Here is a 25,185-nt window from a genome sequence, read left to right as displayed (position 1 = left end):
CTAGTTTCCTGGTTTAATGAAAAAAATTTGAGAGTCAGCTTTCGCTTGGAGCTTTTCAATTTCCTTCTGTGTAAATATACGGAAGGTAAATCGTTCGTTTCTAAGTCCGGAGAACTCTGGGCGCTGTCTTAGCTCGATTTCAATTTGCTTTTGGGCCTTTGAGACTTCACTAATGCGAGAGCCACTCCTAAAGTGCTGCTGTTTCCCGAATCTTGAGGCAAGCTTGTCACTAACTATAAAAGCGTCAACATCAAAATCTGAAGGGTCAAATGGGACGTTACCTTTGTGTGGTCCTTTGAACCCACGAGCCAAGCTGCCTCGGAATCCAACTAATGCATTTTCGTCTAACTGATGTATTGCTTTCATTTGAGGTTGAACAACCTCACCTAAACCACCAATTATTTCCTCCCGATTAGCAGTAACCGCACCAAGACAGTCAGACGTCAAACCCAGCGGATCCACCCACCCCGTAGGGTTAGGCACGTATTGGTAGTTGTTCAATCCCCCCGCTAGCTTGATCGGGTCCGGGGTCAAGAACCGTCCGCTGCTTGGATTGTAGTAGCGATGGCGGTTGTAGTGCAGCCCGGTTTCGGTGTCGAAATATTGACCCTGAAAGCGCAGCGGATTGTCGATTTCCGAAACGTCCAGCGCTGCCAGGTTCCCGTACGCCCGGTACTTCGCCGACCACATGATTTCACCGCTGTATGCGGTCAGTTCCTGTGGGGTACCGAGATGGTCAAGCTGATAATAGTAAGGCTCGGCCTTCTGTGGACCTTCGCCGTCGAGCATGGCAAGGGGATGGAAAGTATCTGGTTCGTAGATATAGCTGCGATAGCGATTTTCACCACTTTCGGCGATCAGCCGTTCGCCTTGCCACAGGAATTCGGTGGTACGGCCATCGACGGTCTTGCCGATGCGTCGGCCAAAGGCGTCGTACTTGTAGGTCGCTGTGCTGCCGCCCGGCAGGCTCACACCGATCAGCCGGTGCTGGCAGTCGTACTGGTATTCGGTGACCAATTTCTGCCCTGCGCCACGGCGTTCACGACTCAGGTTGCCGAAAGCGTCGTAATCATAATGGCGGTCGCCTTGCATCAGCAGGCGGTTGCCTTTGACGTTGGCCAGGTTGGCTGCGGGTTGATCGCCCTGGCCGAGCAGGTTGCCGGCCGGGTCGTGGGCGAAGCTTTCCGGGATGGCGCCGCGGACGTTGATCAGGCGGTCCAGCGGGTCGTAGTGATAACGCAGGTTGCCCTTGCGGCTGTCGTCGATACCGGCGAGGTTGCCGTTGGCGTCGTAGGCGTAGGCGCGGCGGAACAGGTTGCGTTGCTGCTGGCCGTGCTGTTGCTGGCTGACGCTGTGGGCCTGCAGGCGGCCTTGTTCGTCGTACTGGTACTGGCTGAGCAGCAGGCCTTGCTGGCGTTGCTGTTCGCGGCCGGCGTCGAACTGGTGGCTGGTCAGGCGCGAGCCGTTGAGGTCGATGCTGCTCAGCTGCCCGCCGGGTGCGTGGCGATAGTCGAGTTTGCTGCCGTCGGGCAGGCGGCAGTGGCTCAATTGGCCGAGCTTGTCGTACTCGTAGCGCAGGGTGCCCCAACCCTGGTGTTCGGTAATCAGGCGGTCTTGCAGGTCGTATTCGTAGGCCAGCGGCCAGTGGCCGTCGTCGACATTCACCAGACGCCCGAGGGCGTCGTAGCTGTAGTGGATCTCTTCGCCATCGGCGAGGGTTTTCACCAGCAGCCGGCCAGCAGCATCGCGCTGGTATTCGGTGACCAGCTCGCTGCCGTCGTCGCCGAATTCGGTTTTCTTCAGCAGCTTGCCGTTGAGGTCGTAGGCGTAGGCGGTGCTACGGCCGTCGAAGCCGGTTTCCTGCTGGATCAGGCCGTTGGGGTAGTAATCCAGGTGGTACTGCTCGCCGCGCTCGTTTTCGATGTCGGTGAGCAGCAGGCGCGCATTGTCGTAGCGATAACGCAGCTGGCTGCCGTCGGGGTTGATGCGGCGGCTGACCAGGTGCAGGTTGTCGGCGTATTCGTAGCGAGTGACGCGCCCCAGTTCGTCACGTTCGGCGGTGACTTTGCCGTAGGCGTTGTAGCTGAAGGCGCGGGTCGCGCCGCCGGGCAGGGTGATCTGCGCCAGGCGGTTGGCGGCGTCCCACTGGTACTGGGTGATGGCGCCGCTTTCGTCCTGGCGGGTGATCTGCCGGCCCAGGGCGTCGTAGCGGTATTTGCGCTGGCCGCCGTCGGGCAGGCGTTCTTCCAGCAGTTGGCCGAGGCCGTTCCAGCCCAACTGGTGGCGGCTGCCGTCGGGGTGCTGGATGTCCAGCAGGCGGCCCTGGCGGTCGTAGCGGTAGTGGGTTTCGTTACCGTGGGGATCGGTTTGTTGGGTGATGTCGCCCTGGTCGTTACGTTCGTATTTCCACTGCGCCTGGCCGCGCCTCACTTCGATGAGCTGACCGTCGAAGTAGTTGTACTGGGTCGGTTCATCCTCTGGAGGAACGACCGCCATCAGGCGTCCGGCTTCGCTGTAGTGATACTCGGTGATCGCGCCGAGCGGGTCTTTCTCTGCGATCAGTCGGCCTTTTTCGTCATAGGCCTTCTGTGTTTCGGCGCCATCCGCGCTGGTTTCGCTGACCAAGCGAGCATTTTCATCGTGCACATAAATCTGTTCGCTGCCGTCGGCATTGATAACAGTGACTGTGCCTTGGTCGTCCCACACATAACGCGCATCGATTTGCGCGATGTTGGACCACTGGCGGATACAACGGGCTGCCTTGCCTTGGCGTTCCCACTCCCAGGAAAAGCTCGCACCACCGGCCAGCTGGCGTTCCTGGATGACGTGCTGCTCGTCATAGCGATAGCGTTCGATTTCACCCACGGCATTGGTGGCGCTGACCAGCTGGTTACGTGCGTTGTACTGATAGCTGACCAGGGTCTGGACGGTTACCCAGGGCTCCTGGCGCTCACCCTGTTCGTTGTAGTCGGGGCGTTGTTGCTGATAGTCCACCGCGGCGATATGGCGGTCGTCGTAACGCAAAAACAGGCAGCGACCGGCGCCATTGTCGATGCGCTGGAGGCGGTCGACCAGGTCATAACTGATATGCAGCTGATTGTCGTAGGCATCGCTGATGGTGGTCAGGCGCCCGCCACGGAAGTGGTAAAAGCGCGAGCCTTGACCGGCTTGGGTCAGAATCAGTTCGCCTGGCGCATCGCCCAGGAAAATCGCTGCCTCGGCCAGGCTGTTGGTGATGGCTGGGCGCTGTTCATTCGGCAGCGGAAATTGGGTCTGGCGGTTTTCGTCGTCAGTCCAGAGCACGCCTTCATCGTTGATTTGCAGCCGATGAGACAGCGAGTGGCTCCAGCCGAAACCCAGGCGGTTGTCGATTTCCACCGCACTGGTGCGATACAGCCGTGTCCATTCCAGGGGCAGCAGGCCGTCGAGTTCGCCGTCGCTGAGGGTCAGCAGTTCCTCGCCGGTGACCATCGAAATGGGGTCGCCTTCGCAGCGGGTTTTGGTCTTGCACTGCGCCGGTTGGTCGGCCGGGTTGGTGGACTGCTTGGGTGTGTCGTTGACCGGCTCTTTCTGTTCGACCCGGGTGGCGGGCTTTTTCTTGCTGCGTGCCTGAATCTGCGCATCGGTCTCTACCGTGCCGCCAGTGACTTTCGGTTTCCCCTTGGGCGGTGTAGCCGTCGCTGCCGGTTTGGGTGGCGCGATCTCTACCGTGGCCTTGCGCCCGGGGCTCAATGCCGCATTGCCATTGAGCAATAACGGTTTGGCCGTGTCGGCATGACCGGTCGCGTTTTTCCTGCTGATCCGCATCAGCATGGACGTGAATTCTTCGATCAGCTTCAGCACCCTGCCGCCGTTTTGCGTGGCCTTGAGTGCTTTGGTGCCGACCCGTACGGCCAGGCCGATACCGCCGGTGAGCACGATACCGATCAGGATGTTCAGCAGTACTTCAGTGGTCAGCTCGGCCAGCACTTCCGTGCAGGTTTGCGGCGGCAGCATCTTCACCCAGGCGACAATCGCGGACACGTAGATCCACATCAGGGGTTCGTCGCTGGCAATCAGCAGGGCAGTCTGGATAGCGCTTTTCGACGCGTTGTAGATCTTCTTGATTTCTTCCTCGGTGAAAAACTTCTTCAGTTTTTCGTAGTTTTCTCGAGGGTGGGCCACCAGGTTGTAGAGGCTCTTGATATCGCCCCACAAACCCATGATGGCTTTCAGAAAACCCTTCCAGGCCGACTCCAGCTCCTGTAACGCCCGACCGCCTATGGAGGCGTTGCCGTGGGCCTGCCACAGCGGCAGGAAGTCGGTACTCCATTCGGTTTGCAGCCAGCCGCCCAGCTCGCCGATCACACCCTGATAAGAGTTGAACAACGAGTCGATCTGCGCGCGGGTCGGATTGGGGAAGAAGGTGATCTTGTATTGCTGGTTGGGTTTGAGCCCTGTGACTTCCTTGATGCCGCTGGGGCCGATGGTGAGGTTGATGGCCTCACCGGATTCGTTCTTGCCGTACAGCCTGCCGTCGACCACAGGCACCAGACGCACTGGCGTATTGCCGATCGGCACGAAACGCGCGGACTCGAAGCTGTGCACCAGCTTGAGTTTGCCGTTGGCCGGGCAGTTCGCGTACAGGTCGGCGCTGCTTTTGCTGTCCTTGTCTTGAGTGGCTACTTCGTCGCCGACCTTGAACTGCTGCTCGGCGTCCAGTACGCCGCCGTACCAGGCTTCGGCGTGGGCGCGGTAGTCGGCCAGGCACTTCTTGAAGTCGCGGATGATGGCTTGAGCATCCGGTTGTTTAGCCGTCAGGGTACCGACGATCTCCCCTATCAAAATGCTCATGCAGCCACCTCATTTTCCAAGTGGGCTTTCAGCAGCCCGGTGTAATTTTCTTCCGTGAGCGGGGTGCGTTTTACGAAACGCGCCACCTTCTGCCGCAGGTTGGATTCGGGGAACGAGAAATACAGCTCGGCATGCTCTTCCTGCAGCCACTGCATCATGTTGTCGATGACGGTACTCGGGTCGTCCTGGGTAAGTTGCTTGAGCAACGCCTCGGGCACTTCCCACCAGGGGAATGGCTTCGGCGGCTTGACCACCCCCTGGCCGATATCCAGCGCCTGCCCATTGATCAGGTAGCGATCAAACACTGGCAGAACCTGTGGGGCGCCATCCCCCAACCCCTGCAGAATCGGCCCGATATGCCGCCCATCCCAAAACCGGAAAAACACCTCGGCGCCGTCCGGCATCTTCACCTGGGTCAGGCTGCGCAGATGCTCGAACACCACCAGCGGCTCGCAGCTGGAGACGGCCAGCCAGCCCCAGTCGTCGGCGTCGGTGGCGGCGATCCAGTCGAGGAAGGCGGAGGTCGGCTTGAGTTCGGCGAGGTAGGGCATTACCGGCTGCCAGTCGGCGTAGGGCGTGCCGCTCCAGATCGCGGTCAGGCCGCTGGCGCCTTCGCTCTGGTAGAAGTCCTTGAGCGGGTCGGCGTCGCTGGCGTTGCTGGCGACCAGGTACAGGCGTTCGTCGGCGTGCAATGGCTGGCGGGCGAGCCAGGCTTGGGGTGTCAGGCGATCAGAGGGCACAGGCACCGTCCTTGCACTTTTCGCACTCTTCACAGAACGGCGCGTTGCGTTTGAGGGTGTTGATCTGCGCCGGGGTCAGCAGGGCGCCGGCCTTGTCGGCGTCGGCCTGTTGCAGCACGCCGGGCATCAGCGGGGCGGCGCCGGAGCCGCTGCCCGGGCCGCCGCCGGAGTTGACCTTGACCACCGCGCCGTTGATGGTCACGCCGCCGGCGTCGAGCTTGATAAAGCTGCCGCCGCCCTTGAGGGTCAGTTCGCTGCCGGCTTCCATGACCACCTTGAGCCCGGCATTGAGGTGGATTTCCTGGCCGGCCTCGATGAACTGCCCGGTGCCGATCTTGATGTGCTGGTTGGCGCCGACGGTGAGGTGGTCGTTGGCACGGGTCTCGACCTTGCGGTCGGCGTGCACGGTGTGGTGTTCCTCGGCCTTGAACTCGCTGTAGCTGTTGGCCTCGACCGTGTCGTGGCGTTCGTTGCCGACGCGGATCTTCTGGTCGTGCTCGACGTTCTCGTCCCAGTCGCGCTGGGCGTGCAGGAAGATCTGTTCCTGGCCCTTCTTGTCCTCGATGCGCAGCTCGTTGTAGCCGCCGCCACCGGGGCTGCTCAGGGTCTTGAAGGTGCTGCGGGTCTTGTTCGCCGGCAACTCGTAGGGGACGACGTTTTCCTTGTGGTACAGGCAGCCGCTGATCAGCGGCTGGTCGGGGTCGCCCTCGAGGAAGGTCACCAGCACTTCCATGCCGATCCGCGGGATGGCGATGCCGCCGTACTGGGCGCCGGCCCAGGCCGAGGACACGCGCAGCCAGCAGCTGGTCTTGTCGTCGGACTGGCCTTCGCGGTCCCAGTGGAATTGCACTTTCACCCGGCCGTATTGATCGCAGTGGATCTCCTCGCCCTTGGGGCCGGTGACCACCGCGCTCTGGCTGCCGAGGATGCGCGGCTTGGGGTGCGCCAGCGGCGGGCGGTGCGGCACGTCCCAGGGGGTGGCCTGGAAGCGGTTGCGGTAACCCTGGTGGAAGTCGTCCTTCAGGGCCGTGGTGTCGCTGGTCACCGACTCTTCCAGCACCTGCGGCTGCTTGCCTTCGTGGACGATTTCGGTGAGCAGCCAGAGGTCGTTCCACTTGGCCTTGGGGTGTTCGCTCAGGGCCAGGAAATGGCCGCTGACCAGCAGCGGCTGGTCGCTCTTGCCTTCGGCCAGTTGGTAGTCGCTGCGGTGGCGTTCCAGGGCGCGCTTGGCCAGGTGCTTGCCGCGTTCGCGATCGACGAAACGGCCCGGGTAGTCGTAGTCCTCGAGGTCTGGCTTGAGCTCGCTCTTGGCGTCGCTCTCCAGGGTCAGGCGCGGTTTTTCGAAGTCGTAGTCGCGGCGCGTGGTGCGGCTGGTACGGGCTTCCAGGCGCAGGTCGAAACGCTTGATCACCGGGTCGTTGGCGACCATGCCGGAGTCTTGCTGGTAGGCCACGGGAGCGAGTTTGGGGAACACCGTCTGGTCGTCGCCGAAGACGATTTTGTGGCTCTCGGCGCTGTGCTGGAAGTGGTAGTGGATACCTTCTTCCTCGCACAGGCGCTGGATGAAATGCAGGTCCGATTCATCGTACTGCACGCAGTAGACGCGCTCGGGATAGATCGAACCGGTCTTGAATTCGTAGGCGTCGCTTTGAATGCCGTGTTCTTCGAGGACCTGGCCGATGATTTTCGGCACCGTGAGGTTCTGGAAGATGCGTTGGTTGATGCGGTGCGCGAGGTAGGCCAGGTGCGGGCGCACGGTGACCGAATAGCGGGTCAGGCGCTTGCCGGAATCGCCCTGGGCGACGCGGTAGATCTGCCCGTGGATGCCGGTGCCGTTGGGGGCCAACTGCAGGAAGGCCGGTTTGTGCAGCAGGCTTTCCAGGTCCAGGGCAGCCTGGGCGCTGACCAGTTCCACCTCGAAGGCAAACGGCTGGCTGATGGCTTCCCGCCCGGTAAAGGACAGGACCTGGAGGTCATTCTCCAGCCCCTCGACAGTGAGGCTGAAATGGGTCTGATTGGCCGGCGCGAACATCCCTTGTTCCTCGTGCAGTACTGCAGCGTGGGCCGGGCCTGAGAGCGGGCGCCGACGAACGCAAGAAATCCCTTATGGCGTAAACAACATCGACCAGCAGAGCTGGCCGATGTCGGTGTAACGGTCGGCCGGACTTAGCCCGCGACCGGGGAGCGCCAGTCGTCGGAACCGGAAGTACCGGAGACTTCGTGGGTCCAGGTGATTTTGCGGTAGGTGAAGTGCACGTCTTCCAGGTGGGTGAAGTGCGAGTTCGCCGGGTCCTGGCAGTTGTGCATGTAGTCCTTGATGTCGACGATGATCGCGTCTTCCAGGGTGGTGGTGTAGTAGTGCTCCTGGGTGCCGGCAGCCGAGGTGCGGTACCACTGGATTTCGATCTTGGTCAGACGCTCGCCGGAGGTCAGGGCTGCCAGCAGCAGGGGCGAAGCCTTGTCGAACACCTTGGTGATGACCACTGGCTTGTGTACGCGCTGGCCGGTTGGCTGGCCGGACTGCGGGTCGCGCGGGATGATCACTTCGTGCTGGAAGCCTTGAACCATGACCTGGTCTTCGTGGCCTTCCTGGTAGGTGTTGCCAACGGAGTCAGCGGTGAAGGCACCGGCGGTGATCAGGCCTTGTTTGGTGCCGGTGATGGACATATACGCTGGTGTAGCCATGGATGCTCTCCTTGCTGAAAATAAAAGGTGCCCGGTGGGACGAATCGTCCGGTGGGTGCGCTTAGGGGTATCAAGGAGCGTGCCACAAGTTCCTTTAGCTTTATAAACCGTGGCGTGTAGCGTCGTTGCTGGGTTCTCGTACCCTGCTTGAAGGGAAGGGGCAGAGGGAAAGTGCGCAAGAAGTTGCGCAGTACTGCGCAACTTCTTGCGCACTTGGCTGGAGGCCTTTGATTAAAAGGCCTGTAGCGCTTTCAGGGACCATTTCGGGAAAACCACTGCGCAACTTCTTGCGCACCCTGACGATGGGGCATCCATTCGATACCCGGGCTACGGCCCGGCTGATTAAGTTTTGCTTGAAAGCTTTCAATCCCGCGGCTGATTATCATTCCCGGACGGCTGCCGCAGACTGGTTTCGTATCTCCCTGTGCCCTTGGCGTGAAGCGAGGGTCTTGAAACGAGCGGTCTATGCCAGTCAATCCCGAAGTACCCCCGCACCCCGTCCCGAGCGAGTGCCCCGCCATGGCGCAGCTGTCGGCCACGGCGTCGATTCACTCCGCCCTGGCGTGCTGCCAGCTGCTGTTGCAACTGACCCAGGAGCGCGCGCCGCAAGCCGCCGACCCGGGCAATGAGGACGACCTGCGCCGGGCGCTCAAGGACTACGCCCGGGCCGCCGGCGTCGAGTTGCGCCTCGAGCGCCTGCCGCTGGCCCGCCTGACCCCGAAGATGCTGCCCCTGGTCTGGCGCGACCGCAGCGGCGCGTTTGTCCTGCTGGCCCGGCTTTCCGAGGCGCAGGCGCTGGTGCAACGGCCCCAGGCGCACACCCCGCAGGTGCTGGATCGCGCGCAGTTGGCCGAAGACTGGTCGGGGGAGGTGATCCGCCTGCGCCAGGGCGGCCTGCGTTTCGACCTGTCCTGGTTCGTCCCGGAGCTGTTGCGCCACCGGCGGATCTTGGCCGAGGTGTTGCTGTGCTCGCTGCTGCTGCAAGTGCTGGCCCTGGCGACGCCGTTGTTCTTCCAGGCGGTGATGGACAAGGTCATGGTGCACCGGGCGCTGTCGACCCTGGATGTGCTGGTGATGACCCTGGTGCTGGTCGGGCTGTTCGAAGTGCTGCTCAAGGGGCTGCGCGAATACCTCTCGGCGCACACCGCCAACCGCATCGATATCGGTCTTGGGGTCAAGCTGTTCCGCCATGTGCTCGGCCTGCCGCTGCTGTATTTCAAGCAGCGCCAGGTCGGCGCGATCATCACCCGGGTCCAGGAGCTGGACAGCATCCGCGAGTTCCTCACCGGTTCCCTGCTGACCCTGTGCGTCGATGTGGCGTTCACCTTGGTGTTTTTCGCGGTCATGGCCTGGATCTCCTGGCCGTTGACGCTGCTGGTGCTGCTGACCCTGCCGCTGTATGTCCTGCTGGCGTGGGCCAGCACCGGCCCGCTGGAAAAACGCATCGAACGCCAGTTCTACAGCGCGGCGCGCAACACCGCCTTTCTCAACGAGACCGTGAGCAGCAGCGAGACCATCAAGAGCCTGGCGGTGGAGCCGCGCATGCAGCGGCGCTGGGAGGCGCAGACGGCGGAGATGGTCGAGGCCGGTTTCGCCAGCCAGACCTACGCCAGTGCCATCAGCCAACTGGTCATGCTGTTGCAGAAAGTCACCGCGGTGACGGTGATTTGCTGGGGCGCGGGCAAGGTCATCGACTTGCAGATGAGCATCGGCCAGTTGATCGCCTTCAACATGATGCTGTCCCACGTCAGCCAGCCGTTGGCCAAGCTGATCGAGGTCTGGCAGCAGTTCGTGCGGGTGCGGGTCTCGGTGGACAAGCTGGGCGATATGCTCAACCTGCCGGTGGAGCAGGCCGAGGGCGACCGACGCCCGGAACAGGCGCTGCGCGGCGAGGTGCGGATCGAGCGCGTCGCGTTCCGCTATCGCCCGGAGCTGGAACTGGTGCTGCGCGGCCTGGACCTGCATATCGCCGCCGGGCAGACCCTGGGCATCGTCGGGCCGTCCGGCTCGGGCAAGAGCACGCTCACCCGCTTGCTGCAAAAACTCTACACCCCCGACGCCGGGCGCATCCTGATCGACGGCGTGCCCCTGCAGCAGTTGCAGCCGGCCTGGCTGCGCAGCCAGATCGGCGTGGTGTTGCAGGAAAACTACCTGTTCAACCGCAGCGTGCGGCACAACATCGCCCTGCGTCATCCGACGGCGTCCCTGGAAGAGGTGATCGCCGCGGCGCGCCTGGCCGGCGCCCATGATTTCATCCTGCGTTTGCCGCTGGGCTACGACACGGTGCTGGCGGAGGCCGGCAGCTCGCTGTCCGGCGGCCAGCGCCAGCGCATCGCCATTGCCCGGGCGCTGATGGGCGACCCGCGGATCCTGATTTTCGACGAGGCCACCAGCGCCCTGGACGACGAGTCCCAGGCGCTGATCCAGGACAACATGGCGCGCATCGCCCGGGGCCGCACGGTGATCATCATCGCCCACCGCTTGTCGGCGGTCCGCCATTGCCAACGCATCATCGCCCTGGAGCACGGGCGGATCAGCGAGTCCGGCAGCCACCACGAACTGCTGGCCAACGGCGGTTGTTATTCGCGCCTGTGGGCGTTGCAACAGGCGCTGCGCCAGGAGGCCGAATGATGTTGGGTGCATTCCCGAGTGCCTGCCGGCAGGCCTGGCAGCGCCTGCGCCAAGCCCCGGCGCGGTTCCAGCGCAGCCGCGACGAATACGAGTTCCAGCCCGGTTACCTGGAGATCGTCGAACGCCCGCCCGCGCCCTGGGCACGGGGCACGGCCCTGCTGCTGATCGCGGCGGTGCTGCTGGCGCTGGGCTGGGCGACGTTCGGTTTCCTGGACATTCATGCCGGCGCCGCCGGGCGGCTGATGGTCTCCAGCTACACCAAAGTGATCCAGGCGCATGAGGCGGGCGAGGTGCGCGCCATCCATGTCCGCGACGGGCAGCGGGTCAGGGCCGGCGACGTGTTGGTGGCGTTGAACCCGATCGGCGTCGATGCCGAGTTGAGCGAATTGCGTGCCCAACTGGCCTTCAAACGCCTGGAACTGGCCCAGGCCCAGGCACTGTTGAGCAGCGATCCGTTGCACAACTACCAGGCGCCTCCCGGCCTCGACGCGGCGCAGCAGGCCCAGGCGCGGGAGCAACTGGCGAGTACCTGGAAGGAGATCTCGGCCAACCTCGACAGCCTCAACGCCGAAATCGCCATCAACCAGGCCAGCCAGCACGCCCGCAGCACCGAGATCGCGGCCCTGGGCAAGCTGGCGGCCAACGTTCGGCGCCGGCTCGACGCGCGTCGGGCGATGGCCGCCGAGCAACTGCTGCCGCGGGTCGAATTGCTCGAGCAGGAAAAGGAGCAACTGGAGGTCGAGCGCTCGCTGGCCCAGCAACACGCCGAGTTGCAGGTGCTCAAGGCCCAGGCCCTGAACCGCCGGGAGCAGCGCGACAGCTTCCTGGCCCGGACCCAGCGCGAGCAGCACGAGGCGCTCAACCGCAGCCGCCAGGATGTCGCGGTGCTCGAACAGCAACTGATCCGCGGCCGCGACCGGCAGCGCTTGCAAACCCTGCTGGCGCCCGTGGACGGCGTGGTCCAGCAACTGGCGGTGCACACCCTGGGCGGCGCGGTGCAGCCGGCGCAGCAACTGCTGGTGATCGTGCCCGAGGGCGCGGAGCTGGACGCCGAAGTCATGGTGCTGAACAAGGACGTCGGTTTCGTCCGGGCCGGGCAGCCGGTGGAAATCAAGGTCGACGCCTTTCCCTACACCCGCTACGGCACCTTGCGCGGCACCGTCGAGCATGTCTCCGGCGACGCGATCAAGGACGAACAGTTGGGGCTGGTGTTCCCGACCCGGATTCGCCTTGAGCGCGCGGCCATCGCCGCCGGGCAGGGCTGGATGCCGCTGCAGGCCGGGATGAGCGTGACCGGCGAGATCCGCACCGGCGAGCGGCGGGTGATCAATTACCTGCTGAGCCCGATTCGCGAGTATCAGTCCGAAGCGTTGCGGGAGCGTTGAACATGACCGCAGCCTTCAATCCCTCGAGCGAACCGCTGGCGGCGCCTGCCGACACCGGCCTGCACGCCCTGGCCTGGGCCGCCCGGCATTTCGACCTGAGCATCAGCGTGGCGCAACTGGAGCACCGCCTGGGGCGGGTCGAGGGCCAGGCCGACAGCCTCGACCTGCGCCGCTGCGCCGGCTGGATCGGCCTGCGCGCCCGGGCCGTGCAGAGCCAGGTGCAACGCTTGCACAACCTGCCGTTGCCGGCGCTGCTGCACACCGCTGGCGGCTGGGCGGTGCTGGAGGCGGTGGACGGCGAGCACGTGCGGCTGTTCTGGCCGTTGCAAGGGCACAGCCAGACCCTGTCCCGCGAGGCGCTGGCGCCGCTCTGGCAAGACCCGGAGCAAGGCCTGGGCCAGGTGCTGTTGCTGGCCGAGCAGCATGTCCGGCCCAAGCGCAGCGGTTTTGGCGTCGGCTGGTTCCTGCCGTCGATCCTCAAGCACGCGCGGCAGTTTCGCAGCGTGCTGCTGGTGTCGCTGATGCTGCAACTGGTGGCGCTGGTGACGCCGCTGTTGTTCGAGAACGTCATCGACCGGGTCCTGGTCAGCCGCGGCCTGTCGAGCCTGCAAGTGCTGGGCATGGCCATGCTCGCCCTGGCGCTGTTCGAGCCGTTGTTCGGCTTCTTGCGTTCCTGGCTGTTCAGCAATGTGGCGAGCAAGATCAACGCCGAGTTGTCCGCGCGCCTGTACCAGCACCTGATCCACTTGCCGCTGGGGTATTTCCAGGGGCGCCAGACCGGCGAGATCATCGCCCGGGTCGGCGAGATGCAGCAGATCCGCCAGTTCCTCACCGGCTCGGCCCTGACCCTGGTGCTGGACCTGGCCTTCTGCGGGCTGTTCATCGCCGTGATGTACAGCTATGCGCCGCTGCTGACCTGGGTGGTGGTCGGTTCCCTGGCCTTGTACTTCCTCTTCTGGCTGGGCGTGGGGCCCTTGCTGCGCAGCCGGGCTTTGCGCGAATACGAGTTGAACGCGGACAACACGGCGTTCCTCACCGAGGCCGTGACCGGCATCGAGACCATCAAGACCGGCGCCGTCGAAGGCGCCTTCCAGCAGCAGTGGCAGCGGCAGCTGGCGGCCTATGTGCGCGCCGCGTTCCGCACCCGCATCGTCGGGATCTGGGCCGGGCAGGGCATCGGCGTGATCCAGAAACTGACCGCCGCGCTGCTGCTGTGGTGGGGTGTGATGCTGGTGCTCGACGGCCAGTTGAGCCCCGGCCAGCTGGTGGCCTTCAACATGCTGGCCGGGCATGTGGTGGAGCCGATCCTGCGCCTGGCCCAGGTCTGGCAGGACTTCCAGCACACGCTGATTTCCCTGCGCCGGCTGGGCGACATCCTCGACACCGAAGGCGAGAGCGGCAGCGGCGGGCTGGCCTCGGTGCCGGCGTTGCAAGGCGGCGTGAGTTTCCAGGGCGTGCGTTTTCGCTACGGCGAAGACGGCCAGGAGGTGCTGCGCAACCTCGACCTGGAGATCCGGCCGGGGGAATTCGTCGGCATCACCGGGCCTTCCGGCTCCGGCAAGTCGACCCTGACCCGCCTGTTGCAGCGCCTCTATGTGCCGCAGCACGGGCGGGTGCTGGTGGACGGCATCGACCTGGCCATCGCCGACCCGGTGGCCCTGCGCCGCAACATGAGCGTGGTGTTGCAGGAAAGCGTGCTGTTCGCCGGCACCGTCGCCGAGAACATCCGCCTGTGCCGGCCCCAGGCCAGCGCCGCCGAGGTCCAGCGCGCCGCCAGCCTGGCCGGGGCCGCGAGTTTTATCGAGGCCCTGGCCCAGGGGTACGAAACCCAGGTCGGCGAACGCGGCGGCCAGCTGTCCGGCGGTCAGCGCCAGCGCATCGCCCTGGCCCGGGCGCTGCTCACCGACCCCGGGATCCTGCTGCTGGACGAAGCCACCAGCGCCCTGGACTACGAATCGGAAGCCGCGGTGATGGCCAGCCTGCAAGGCATCGTCCGCGGCCGCACGGTGATCAGCGTCGCCCATCGCCTCAATACCCTGCGCCACGCCGACCGCATCCTGGTCATCGACCGGGGGCGGGTGCTCGAGCAAGGCACCCATGAACAACTGCTCGCCCTGGATGGCGTGTATGCCCGGCAATGGGCCCTGCAGATGAAGGATTGATCGCAGGCCCACCGACGGCAGGAGTACGTACGAACCAGGCAGGTCTCCCCACCCCCGATACCCGTATCGACCCGCAGCCTTTCGCGCGGCGAAGGGCTTCGCTCAAACAGACAAAGGATCACTGCAATGGCTTCCATGTCCAAGGACTTCACGCGCCTGCTCAATACCCTGATCGACCAGCAGATCAAGGCCGCGGGACGGCAAACCGAATGGTTCAACATGAGCGCCGCCGAGCGCGCCACCTACGTCGACCAGGTCGGCGAGCGCCTGCTGCAGATGCAGCAGAGCACCCTGAGCGTGCTGGCCGCCCAGCACTTCCAGATGCAGGACAACCCGGTCTCGGTCGGCAACCAGTTGACGACGCTGCGCCAGCGCCGGGAACAGATGAACGCCATCGCCGACACCCCGGCGACCAGCGCCTACAAGCAGCAGCTGGACCGCGACATCCTGTTGTACAGCCGCCAGCAGACCGCCCTCACGCACTACGACAGCACCTGGGACAAGGCCCTGCGGCTGCTCAGCCCCGGCGGCGCCAAGCAGCTTGAGCCCAAGGGCCTGACGGTCGATGGGCCGGCCAAGCAGGGCAAGCTCGCCGAGCGCATCCGGGGCCTGGAGAAGCAACTGAGCATCCAGGTGGCCGACACCACCTTCAGCCACCGCTACGTGACACTGTTTTCCGAATTGCAGGCCTACAAGGAAGTCAGCGCCCGCTACGATGCCCTGCTCAGCGCCAAGCCCGCGCAGCAGAAAGCCGCCGTCGGTGCTCTGGCGATACCGCCGCGGGCCTCCGACGACCTGCCGGTGAACATCTCCCTGCTGATGATGGAAGAGCGTCCGGGCTACATCCGCATGAACGTGGCCCTGGTCAACCCCAGTACCGATGGCCGTTTCAAGGATTTCTTCATGGAGCACGGCAAGCTGGTGGTGCCCACGGACGGCGTGCTGAACTTCTCCTTCGGTACCGCGGCCCGCTCCCTGGCCTGGCAGCAGCAATACCGGCTGAAGAGCGAGCCGCCGTCCTTCCGTTCGCCGACCTATGCGCCGATTCGCTCGGTGCTGGTCAAGACCGGCTTCGTCGAACAGTACTTCGCCCATCACCTGGTGTCGGAAAGCTCCTTGCGCGAGGGCTTCAAGGCCCAGTTGCTGAACGACGGCCACAAGCTGCTGCTGACCAACGTCGATCGCAAGGTGCCGAACCAGGTCGGCGTCCAAGTCTCCGGCCAGTCGCCGACCACCAGTGCACCCCGCGAAGTGTCGTTGCCCGGCGCCTTGAGCGAGCTGATCAACCAGAATGCGGATATCGCCAGTTTCCAGACCATCGGCCTCGAAGGCTTCAACCGGAACAGCCATCGGCCGGAGCGCGACGGGTTGTTCGTCAACATCCAGGAACTGGAGCGCTCGGTGGGTTTCGCCGAACGCCAGTACCTGCTGGAAATGCCCCAGGGCGCCGACAAATATGGCGCGGCCACGCCGTTCGTGCTGATGACCGAGGACGGCGACAAGGTCAGCAGCAGCCATTTGAGCAAGGCGCAGACCGAGACCCTGTACCAATACAACGCGGCCTTTTTCGAGACGCTGGAGCAACTGCGCGAGGGCGGCATCAAGGCCAGCCGCCTGTTCGAGGGCAGCCGCGAGCGCAGCCAATTCGTGCAACAGTTGACGCGCCTGATGGAACGCAACCACCTCACCCCGGCCGGGGTACTGACCCCGGAATACAGCCGTAATAGCCTGCGCGATATCAAGGGCAACAGCCTGAACAAGGTGCTGTGGGAACAGGCCTTCGCCGCGTCGGTCTGGCAGAGCCGCGACAGCGACACGCTGCTGTTCGACCTGGCGGGCAAGCTGGCGAACGAGCAGACCGTGGAGCGGGTGGTGCAGGGCGGCTATGTGCAGAGCGACATCGCCCAAGCCAAGCTGCTGCTGGAACCGTTGTACGAGCAATGGCGCGCTCAGGCGGTCGAGGCCGAGAATCTGCGGGTCGCCAGCGCCAACGCCGAGCAGCATCCGGGCAATCCGAAAGTGCATGTCTTCGATCAGGTCGCGGTCGAGCGTTCGCTGGACGCCCGCCTGCTGACCTTGTTGCTGCGCGGCCCCGAGGGGCTGGCGAAGGCCGACCAGGCATTGCGCCCGACCGTCGAGGCGCTGCTGGCCGGCGACCCTGGCCGCAGCCTGCGCAAGCAGGCGTTGTTCCATGCCCTGCGCCCGGCCGCCGACAGCCTGTCCAAGGTCGCGACCCCGACCCTTGCGCACACTGCACTGGCGAAGGACGCCGGCAAGCTGGTGATCAATAACCGGCTGAACCGGCCCGACCCTTACCTGATCCTCAACACCCACCCGGAGCAGGTCCAGGCCGGGGGCGCGAACCTGATCGGGGACGACAAGTACCGCAGCTACAACCAGTTCCGCCCCGACCCCGAGAATGCCGCCACGCGCTACATGAGTGACCTGGACACGCCGTTCGTGGGGGGTATTTCCGGGACCACCCAGACCGTCAGCAATGTCTTGCCGGAGCTGTTCGGCGGCGCGTTGAGCGTCAAGCAGTACTGGCAGTTCCAGATGGCCAACGCGGCGTTCATGATCCGCAACGGCTACCACTCGTTCTTCGAGACCCTGTATGTCGCCGCGCGCTACGAGCCGCAGGGCGAAGGCAGCATCGGCAAGGAACTGTTGCAGGCGTTCGACAGCCAGCGCGCCGCCGGCCGCGAGGAGGCCTTGCACGGCCAGCTGTACGACACGGTGATGGCGCGCATCCTGCCGGTGGTCAACCAGGGGTTGCCGGCGGCCGAGGAATTCCATCCGCCGCGCTTTACCGAGGTCGGGCCGCTGTCGGCGCTGCTGGGCAAGGCAGCGCAGGACCTGCAACTCAAGACCGGCCTGGCGTCGCTTGGCGCCGGGTTCGAGCCGCGCGAGGGCAGCGCCGATACCCGCCAGTTCGCGGCCGACCCGGCGCAGTTCGCCAAGACCCACACCTTGAGCGCCGAGGCGCTGGTCAAGTCCGGCCGCCTGCCGGCCGAGGGCTACGCGCAGTTGGTGGAGGTCGCGCCGAACCTGTACGAACTCGAATACACCCAGCACGGTCCCAATGACGTTGCCGGCAACGGCAGCGTGCCGGCGTACTTCCTCGGTTACAACGGTCCGAACCAGGCCAACGCCACGCCGGCCTACGTGGACATTCCCAAGCAGGCGGCAGCGGGCAGTTTCCTCTTCACCGGCAGCCTGTCGGGTTGCTCCCTGGTGGTCACCAGCCTGGACGCCAACACCTTCCGGGTCTATCACGATGGCCGAGTCAACAGCTCGCTGCTGTACGACAACGTGGTGATGGCGGTCGACTACAAGGATTATCAGGTCGCCGGCACCGCCGAGGGCCTGGCCGCGGCCTACATGCAGTACGTCGACGGCCAGTGGCAGCTGGTGTTCCAGCGCCAGGAGTACCAGCGCGAAGGCCAGATGGTCTGGCCGAAATTGCGCGACGGTGCGCAGCCGCTGTCGATCCAGACCGTCGACAGCCAGGTGCTGGAACGCAACCGGAGTGAATTCAACGCCTACCGCGAACAGGTTCACCAGGACCTGAAGAAAGTCGCCGCGCAGTTCGGCGTGCCGGTCGACGGCGTGGCCGACGGGGTCTACTCCGAAGGCGCGTTCTCGCCCAAGCATGCGGCGATCGCGGCCTGGAACCAGCTGCGCGATGCGGTGCAGGCCAAGGTCAACGCGGATATCGAGCAATTGGTGGAGAAGCGCTACCAGCTCCAGGAGGCGCGCCGCGGCGCCGCCGACAAGGGCCTGATCGACCAGCAGATCCGCCAGCTCAACCTCACCCAGGACTACTACCGGGCGCAGTACGAGCCGGTCTTGCGCGAGGCCGGCTCGGTCGAGCAGACCTGGCTCTGGCAGCAGATCAAGGCCAAGGACGGCACGGCGGCGGTGGTACGCACCGACGACACGGCCCTGCAGGGCGGGGGCGAGGAGCGTGCCAACAGCGTCGGCGAACGCTACGCCATCGCCGAGGCCTATCAGCGTGGCGCGCGCGGCACGGCCTTTAGCGACGGCTTGCGGGATTTCCGCGAGATCAAGATTCCCGGCGTCGACGACAAGATGTCGGCCCTGGAGATGAAACGCCTGTTCCTCGACGGCACGTTCACGGCCCAGCAGCGCGGCGCCCTGAGCGGCCGTATCAGCGAAGCCAGCCAGGCCGAGTACATCGACAAAGTGCTGCGCCAAACCGCGGTGTTCAGTGAGGACTTCCACGGCGCCGGCAGTGTCTTCGACCGGCTGGTGCCGCAGGACTTCTACCTGTCGCTGGTCGGCGACCGCTCCGGTGGGCGCTGTTACCCCCTGGTCAGGGCGATGGCCGTGGCCCTGGCCAGCGGCGGCGAGGCGGGCGTCAACAGCCTGGTGCAGAAGCTGTTCCTGGCGTCCGCCGACCCTCAGGCGGGCAGTTCGACCTTGCTCAAGAACAGCCTGATCCGCCTGCATTCCAATGTCGACGCGGTCCAGGCGTCCACCGAACTGAAGCAGGTCAAGCTGGGCGACCTGGCGACGCGCCTGGCCGGCAGCGACAGCACCTCGATGTTCGCCCTCAATACCCAGAACCACTCGATGATGGTCGGCAGCACGGTCACTGCCGAGGGCCGACGCTTCTACTTCTACGACCCGAACGTGGGGATCTTTGCCTTCGATTCGACCAAGGCGCTGACCCAGGCCATGCAGAAGCACCTGGTGAAGCGCGAGTTGGCGGTGCACTACGGCGCCTTCGGCAGCAAGTCGGAGCCGCTCTTCAACCTGGTCCAGATCGATACCGCGAAGATGGCGCAGGTGCCGGTGGGCAGCGGCCTGAACGTCGCTGATCTGTCGCGCCCCGAGGAGCTGGCGAACGTTATCGGCCAGCGCCGCGAGGTCGAGCAGGCGGTCGGCGCCGAGCAGCGGGTCAGCGAAGACCTGCGCCTGGGCGCGGCGTTGCAGACCCTGGACGCCGAGCAGTGGGGCACGCGCTTTGAAGTCGCCAGCAGCCGGCTGGCCCGGGAGCATCAGCTGGGCAGCCAGTGGCTGCCGATCATCGCCACGGCCCAGGAGCGCGAAGGCGGCGGTTATCAGGTGCAGTTCATCAACCGCGACCAGCCCGAGCAGACGCGTTTGCTGACGACCGAAGACGGCACTTTCGTCGAGTTCCGGCGTTTCGTCGACGAGCACATGCGGGTGCTCAACGAGCACTTCACCCTGGAGCACGGGCAGATCCGTCCACGCGCCGGTGTCGCCGAAGCGGCCCCGGTGGACGGCTTGAACGCCGGCTTCGCGGTGCAGACGCTGATCCAGTGGTTCGCCGACAAGAGCCGCAACGACGCGGCCCACGGCACGACGTCGCCGGACCTGGCGACCGCGCTCAAGGTCCACAGTTACCTGGGCCTGGCGCAGATCGCCCATGGCGGCGTGCAGGATGTGGCGAAGATCACCGGGCTGGTGCAAACCGCCTTGCGCGGCGAAGTCGCGGCCGCGCAGACCTCGCTCAAGGACTTCGCCTCGAGCCTGGGCCACACGGTCAACGAAGGGGTCGGCCTGTTGTTCGGCGGGGCCATGGTCGGCCTGGATGCCTATGAGCTGGCGCATGCCGAGAACGACGTGCAGAAAGCCGTGTTCGGCACCCAGCTGGCGTTCGACTCGGCCAGCTTCGTCACCGGCGCGGCCGGGGCGGGGGCCGGGTTGCTCGGCGCCTCCACGGCCGCGGCGGTGCTCGGCGGCGCGGGGGTGATCCTCGGCGGCCTGGCGGTGGGCTTTACCGCCCTGGCCCAGGCGTTCGGCGCGGTGGCCGAAGACGCCAAGGCGGTCGGACGCTATTTCGATGCACTGGACAAGGCGTATGCCGGCAACGGCTACCGTTACGACGACAAAGAGAAGGTGCTGGTGCCGCTGGCCGGCGCGGTGGTCAAGCGTCTCGACTTGAGCAGCAGCCAGATCGCTTTCGACAGCCAGTACATTTATCGCACCCATCACGGTTCCACCGGTTCCGGGGCGATCAATTACTTCTTCTGGGCCGGCGATTTCCCGCGCATGATCCACGACCGCGGGCAGGCGATCGAAGTGCGCAGCGGCATCGGCCACAAGGACGCCACGCGCACCCTCGAGCATGGCGACAGCGGGGCGGTGATCCTGCCGGGTACGCCCAAGTCCTACATCAGCTACGAGTACATGATCCTGCCCGGCGCCACCACCCGGCATGACACCGGCTTCGACGTGATCCGCCGGCTCGAGGACGACCGACGCTTCGACTACGACTTCTACATCTTCCCGAGCGAGGAGACGATCCGCCGGATTCGCCAGGAGTACGTCGATACCCCGGTCGAGGTGGTGCTCGACAAGCGCAGCCGGCAACTGGTGGTGCCCAACCTGCCCAAGGAACTGCACGGCTACCTGCGCTACGAGATCAAGGGCGCCGGCGGCGAATACCTGATCGGCATCAACGAAGGCGCGCGGGTCAAGCTCGACAGCGTGGCCGGCGCGCCCTCGCGCTGGATCATCGACACCAGCCAGCTGGACCACCAGGACATCCAAGTCTCCAAGCAACAGTTGAAGGTCGGCGGCGTGGTGGTCGAGCTCGACCCGAGCCACGAAGGGCAGGTGCTGCTGGTCAACGCCTCGGGCGAGGTGCGCGAAGTCGATTTCGCCCAGGGCAGCAGCGAGGTGGTGGTCGAAAACGCGAACAAATGGAAGCAGGCCGGCCAGGGCATCGAACAGCACCTGAGCGAGCTGGCCAAGGCCCATCAACTGCACGGCCAGTACGTGACGGTGGAGAACTACACGCACCAGGGACGCGATCTCGGCCGGGCGTTCTATGACGTCGCCAAAGACCGGATGCTGTTCACCGATACCGACGTCGAGCAGGCCAAGCATGCGCAGTTGGGGGCGGTGATCGGCGAGCATGCCTACTTCGTCGATGCCGATAACGCGGCGGCGTGGCGGGTGGAGATCGCCAGCGGCAAGGTCGATGCGCAATTCGCTCCCTGGTTCAACCAGAACGCCGGACGGATCAGCCGTTTCTGGCAGGAAGGCGAGTCGCTCTACCTGGCCCGCCGTTATCAGTTCAAGGAGCACGAAGCCGAGCTGAGCTACCGGATCGTCGGCGACCGCCTGGAGCTGGTCAGCGTGGTCGGCGACGACGCGCTGTTGCAGCTGTCGGCGCGTACCGGGCAGCACAGCGATGCGCTCAAGACCCTGCTCCAGGGCTACGAAAGCCAGGCCACGACACGGACCACGCCGCCGTACAGCCTGGGCGTAGCGGAGAAGGAACCGACGAGCGCCGCGCTGGTGACGGTGTTCGGCCTCGATAACGCCAAGGTGGCGCACCGCTACTGGGTGCGCACCAGCGACGGCATGGTGATCAAGCCGAACCTGGCGCCGCCGGCGGATCAGGCGCTGCGTTTCGAGCCCCACGAGCAGACCCGCAGCGCCTGGCCGATTCCGGCGGACCTGGTGTTGGCGGGCAGCCTGCGCCAGCCCGGCGGCCAGGAAGTGTTTTTCTTCTACAGCAAGGCGCAGCAGGTGCTGTTTCGCCAGGAAGGGCCGGGGCAGGCCGTGCTCGACGCCTCCCGGCCCACCGCGTTGCGTATCGCCGCGCCGGCCCTGGCCAATGTGCTCGAACTCAACGGCCAGCTGCTGGCGGTGACCGAGGACGGCCGCGTCGCGCGGCTCGAGGCGACGGGCCGGCTCAGCTACGAAGCGGTCAACGAACATTGGCTCAAGGGGCGCGCCAACTGGTGGAACGACCTGGCCGGCGTCACCGGCGGCGATGCCAGCCTGGCGGTGTTCGGGGTCAAGGGCGCCGACGGCAAGAGCGTGTTGCCAGTGTGGTACCACAAGGGGCAGGTGATCGTCGCCTCGCCGGCGCTGCACGGCAAGCAACTGCAATTTCTCGGTTTCGACAGCGGCGGTTCCAGTGCCCGGCTGTTCGATGCCGAGAGCAAAAAGCTCTACCTCCAGGCGCCGATCGGCGTCGACGGGCTGGCGAGCGCGTTTGGCGGCGACGAGGTGCTCCAGGCCTCGGCACAATTGCCCGCGGCCGTCGGCGTGATGCCCGAGGTGCCGCTGCGCGAGGCGGTGCAGGTCGATGCCGGGCTGCGCTTGACCACGGCCAAGGGCGAAATCCTGTTGCGCGCCAATAACGGCGATGTGCAGTTGGTGGGCCTGGACAAGGGCTGGCAGGGCGAACACCTGGGCAATCTGCCGCAGGCCCTGGCCGCCGTGGCCGCGCAATGGCACGCCCAAGGCCAGTTGACCTTGCAAGGCGCCGAAAGCCAGGGCTGGTTCGATGTCGCCAGCGGCCAGTTCTTCGGCAGCAACGGCATTCCGCCGGCCAGCGACCTGCGTTTTATCGGCGTCGCCGCCGGGGCGCAGAACGAGGCGTATGTGTTCAGCCCGACGCAGCAGGCGCTGTATCAGGTCAAGCCCGGCGAGGCACACAAGGTCGGCCACTTTACCGATGTCGAGCGCGTCGGTTCGGCGCTGTTGCTCCAGGGCGGGGGCGCCGACGGTCATCGGGATGACTTGGCGCCGCCGTTGATTGCCGGGGTCGACAGCGTGGTGCTGCATGGCGGCGCCGACGACGACACCTATCGCCTGGACGCGGCGACCTGGGCGCATTACCGCTCCGTGGTGATCGACAACGACGACCCTGGCCAGGCCCTGGATCGGCTGATCCTGCCGCTGGCCGATGGCAAGGGCCTGCTGGTCGGGCGCCAGGGCGACGACCTGTTGCTGAGCGATACCGGCAGCGGCACGGCGTTGGTACTGCGCAAGGTCCTGGGCAACGAGGCGGCGACGCACCGGCACTTGCAGCTCGAGCTGCAAGGCGATGCCTCGGTGATCGACGTCGAGCGTCTGGTGAAGGGCGTGAACCCGGTGGGTTCGCTCAGGCACGGGGTGTTCGAACTGTCCTCGCTCCTGGGCCAGCCTGCGACGGGGGGCGCGGCCATGGCCATGGCCACGGCGACGGACGCCGAGGGCCCTAGCCTGGCCAAGTTGAGCGGGGCGATGGCGGCGTTCGCCGACACCGGCGGCGCTCGCGAGCACTTGCCGGCGAACCGTCAGGCGATGCCGGCGGTACTGGCGCCTTCCGTGTCCTGATCGGCAGGAGAACCGCAGGAGGGGCGCAATGCCTCTCCTGTCTCCCGGCTCCGGCCGGGACCTGTCCCTGTAGAAACCAATGTGTAGAAACCGACCATGATCGAACCCACTCTTTCGCCGCGGCGAGCCCTTGCCGGCTGGCTGCTCGCCGTGCCCTGGCTGGCATTGCCACTGCCTGGCAGTGCCGCCCCGTATCCGCCCCGGGAGCCACTCCAGGAGCGACCCCAAGAGCCGCCCAGCGACCTCTGGCGGGTGTACCTGGATGCCCGGCAGAACAACAGCGAACTGGCCGCGGCCCACGCCGACCAGGCCGCCCGCGCCGAGGCGGTGCCCCAGGCGCGGGCCGGCCTCTTGCCCACGCTGTCGGCCAGCGCCGAGCTGAACAACACCGCCACTTCCCTGGAGATGCCGCAGCAGAACACCCAGCGCAGCGGCGCCAGCTACCAGGTGGTGCTCAACCAGCCGATGTTCCGCGCCGACCGCTGGTTCACCCTCAAGGCCGCCGAAGCCGAGGACCAGCAGGCCCGCCTGGAGCTGGCCGCGGCCGAGCAGAAGCTGATGCTCGACAGCGCGCAAGCCTATTTCGGCCTGCTCAAGGCCCAGGACGCCCTGGCGGCGGCCAAGGCCGAGGAGACCGCCCTGCAACGCCAGCTCGATCTGGCCGAGAAGGGCCTGCAACTGGGCCTGTCGGACCGTACCGACGTGTTGCAGGCCCAGGCCGGGCACGACACTGCGCAGGCCAACCGGATCGTCGCGCAGAAGCAGATGGACGATGCCTTCGAGGCCCTGGACACCTTGACGCACCAGCGTTATCAGGCGATCCAGGGCGTGCGGCACGACATGCCGGTGCAATTGCCACAGCCCAACGACGCGCGGCGCTGGGTCGATACCGCGGTGCGCCAGAACCTGACCCTGCTGGCCAGCCAGCAGGCCCTGGACGCCACGCAGCAGACCCTGAGCGCGCGCAAGGCCGGGCATGCGCCGACCCTGGACGCAGTGCTGCGTTACCAGGCCGGCGACAACGACAACCTCGGCTATGGCAACAGCGACGTGCGCGGCAATGGCTACGGTGGCAATGTCGAGCAGCGTTCGGTGGCCCTGCAACTGAATATTCCCCTGTTCAGCGGCGGCCAGACCCGTTCCCAGGTACGCGAGGCCTACCAGCGGATGAATCAGCGCGAGTACCTCAACGACAACCTGCGCCGGCAAGTGGTGGAGCAGACCCGCAACCTGCACCGCGGCCTCAACAGCGGCGTCGATCAGGTTCGCGCGCGGCGCCAGTCGATCATTTCCAACCAGGGCGCGGTGCTGGCCTCGCAGCTGGGGTTCCAGGTCGGCACGCGCAATATCGTCGACGTGCTGGAAGCGCAGCGCCAGCTCTACAACGCCGTGCGCCAGTACAACGACAGCCGCTACGACTACATTCTCGACTCCCTGCGGCTCAAGCAATCGGTGGGGACATTGTCGCCGCAGGACCTCAAGGCGCTTGGTGATTACCTCAAGGCCGACTACGATCCGGACCGCGATTTTCTGCCGCCGGAGTTTCCACGCCGGTTGGCGGCGCGCCACGCGTCTGTCGGCACGCCGGGCGAGGGCACAGGACCGATCAGATAAAAGGGACGAGGTGTTGCACAGGTT

9 protein-coding genes are annotated in these 25,185 nt (G+C 65.3%); 5 read left to right on the top strand and 4 right to left on the bottom strand.

Annotated features, from left to right (window positions below; genetic code table 11):
• The 4 genes from BTN82_RS17620 to BTN82_RS17605 all read right to left on the bottom strand — a co-directional run bounded on the left by BTN82_RS17620 (position 1) and on the right by BTN82_RS17605 (position 8,258).
• On the bottom strand, positions 1-4,833 hold the full coding sequence (locus BTN82_RS17620) for an RHS repeat protein (RefSeq protein WP_261792995.1): 4,833 nt from the start codon (positions 4,831-4,833) through the stop codon (positions 1-3).
• Positions 4,830-5,573, bottom strand: a complete 744-nt coding sequence (locus BTN82_RS17615; RefSeq protein WP_075120403.1) for a DUF4123 domain-containing protein — start codon at positions 5,571-5,573, stop codon at positions 4,830-4,832. Before BTN82_RS17615 ends, BTN82_RS17620 begins: the two co-directional genes overlap by 4 nt.
• A complete protein-coding gene (gene tssI, locus BTN82_RS17610) occupies positions 5,563-7,605 on the bottom strand; it encodes a type VI secretion system tip protein TssI/VgrG (RefSeq protein ID WP_075117253.1) in 2,043 nt (680 codons plus the stop codon). Before tssI ends, BTN82_RS17615 begins: the two co-directional genes overlap by 11 nt.
• A gap of 134 nt (positions 7,606-7,739) precedes the next feature.
• Entirely contained in the window at positions 7,740-8,258 is a 519-nt protein-coding gene (locus BTN82_RS17605) for an Hcp family type VI secretion system effector (protein WP_009041653.1), read from the bottom strand.
• A gap of 519 nt (positions 8,259-8,777) precedes the next feature.
• Here BTN82_RS17605 and BTN82_RS17600 point away from each other — a divergent pair.
• The 5 genes from BTN82_RS17600 to BTN82_RS17580 all read left to right on the top strand — a co-directional run bounded on the left by BTN82_RS17600 (position 8,778) and on the right by BTN82_RS17580 (position 25,161).
• The gene (locus BTN82_RS17600; protein ID WP_075120402.1) at positions 8,778-10,889 is read left to right on the top strand and encodes a peptidase domain-containing ABC transporter; all 2,112 of its coding nucleotides are present in this window, start codon (positions 8,778-8,780) and stop codon (positions 10,887-10,889) included.
• On the top strand, positions 10,886-12,274 hold the full coding sequence (locus BTN82_RS17595; protein ID WP_075120401.1) for an HlyD family type I secretion periplasmic adaptor subunit: 1,389 nt from the start codon (positions 10,886-10,888) through the stop codon (positions 12,272-12,274). Before BTN82_RS17600 ends, BTN82_RS17595 begins: the two co-directional genes overlap by 4 nt.
• 2 nt (positions 12,275-12,276) lie before the next feature.
• Entirely contained in the window at positions 12,277-14,436 is a 2,160-nt protein-coding gene (locus tag BTN82_RS17590) for a type I secretion system permease/ATPase (RefSeq protein ID WP_075120400.1), read from the top strand.
• A gap of 126 nt (positions 14,437-14,562) precedes the next feature.
• Complete coding sequence (locus BTN82_RS17585; protein ID WP_075120399.1) at positions 14,563-23,547, top strand: TcdA/TcdB pore-forming domain-containing protein; 8,985 nt, start codon at positions 14,563-14,565, stop codon at positions 23,545-23,547.
• A gap of 96 nt (positions 23,548-23,643) precedes the next feature.
• Positions 23,644-25,161 carry a TolC family outer membrane protein gene (locus tag BTN82_RS17580; protein ID WP_075120398.1) on the top strand — a complete coding sequence of 506 codons (1,518 nt, stop codon included), beginning with the start codon at positions 23,644-23,646 and terminating at the stop codon, positions 25,159-25,161.
• The last annotated feature ends 24 nt before the right edge of the window (positions 25,162-25,185 follow it).

Source organism: Pseudomonas chlororaphis (assembly GCF_001921865.1).
Lineage (GTDB): Bacteria > Pseudomonadota > Gammaproteobacteria > Pseudomonadales > Pseudomonadaceae > Aquipseudomonas > Aquipseudomonas chlororaphis_D.
Note: the sequence above shows the minus strand (reverse complement) of the source record. Positions and strands in the feature narration are given on the sequence as shown.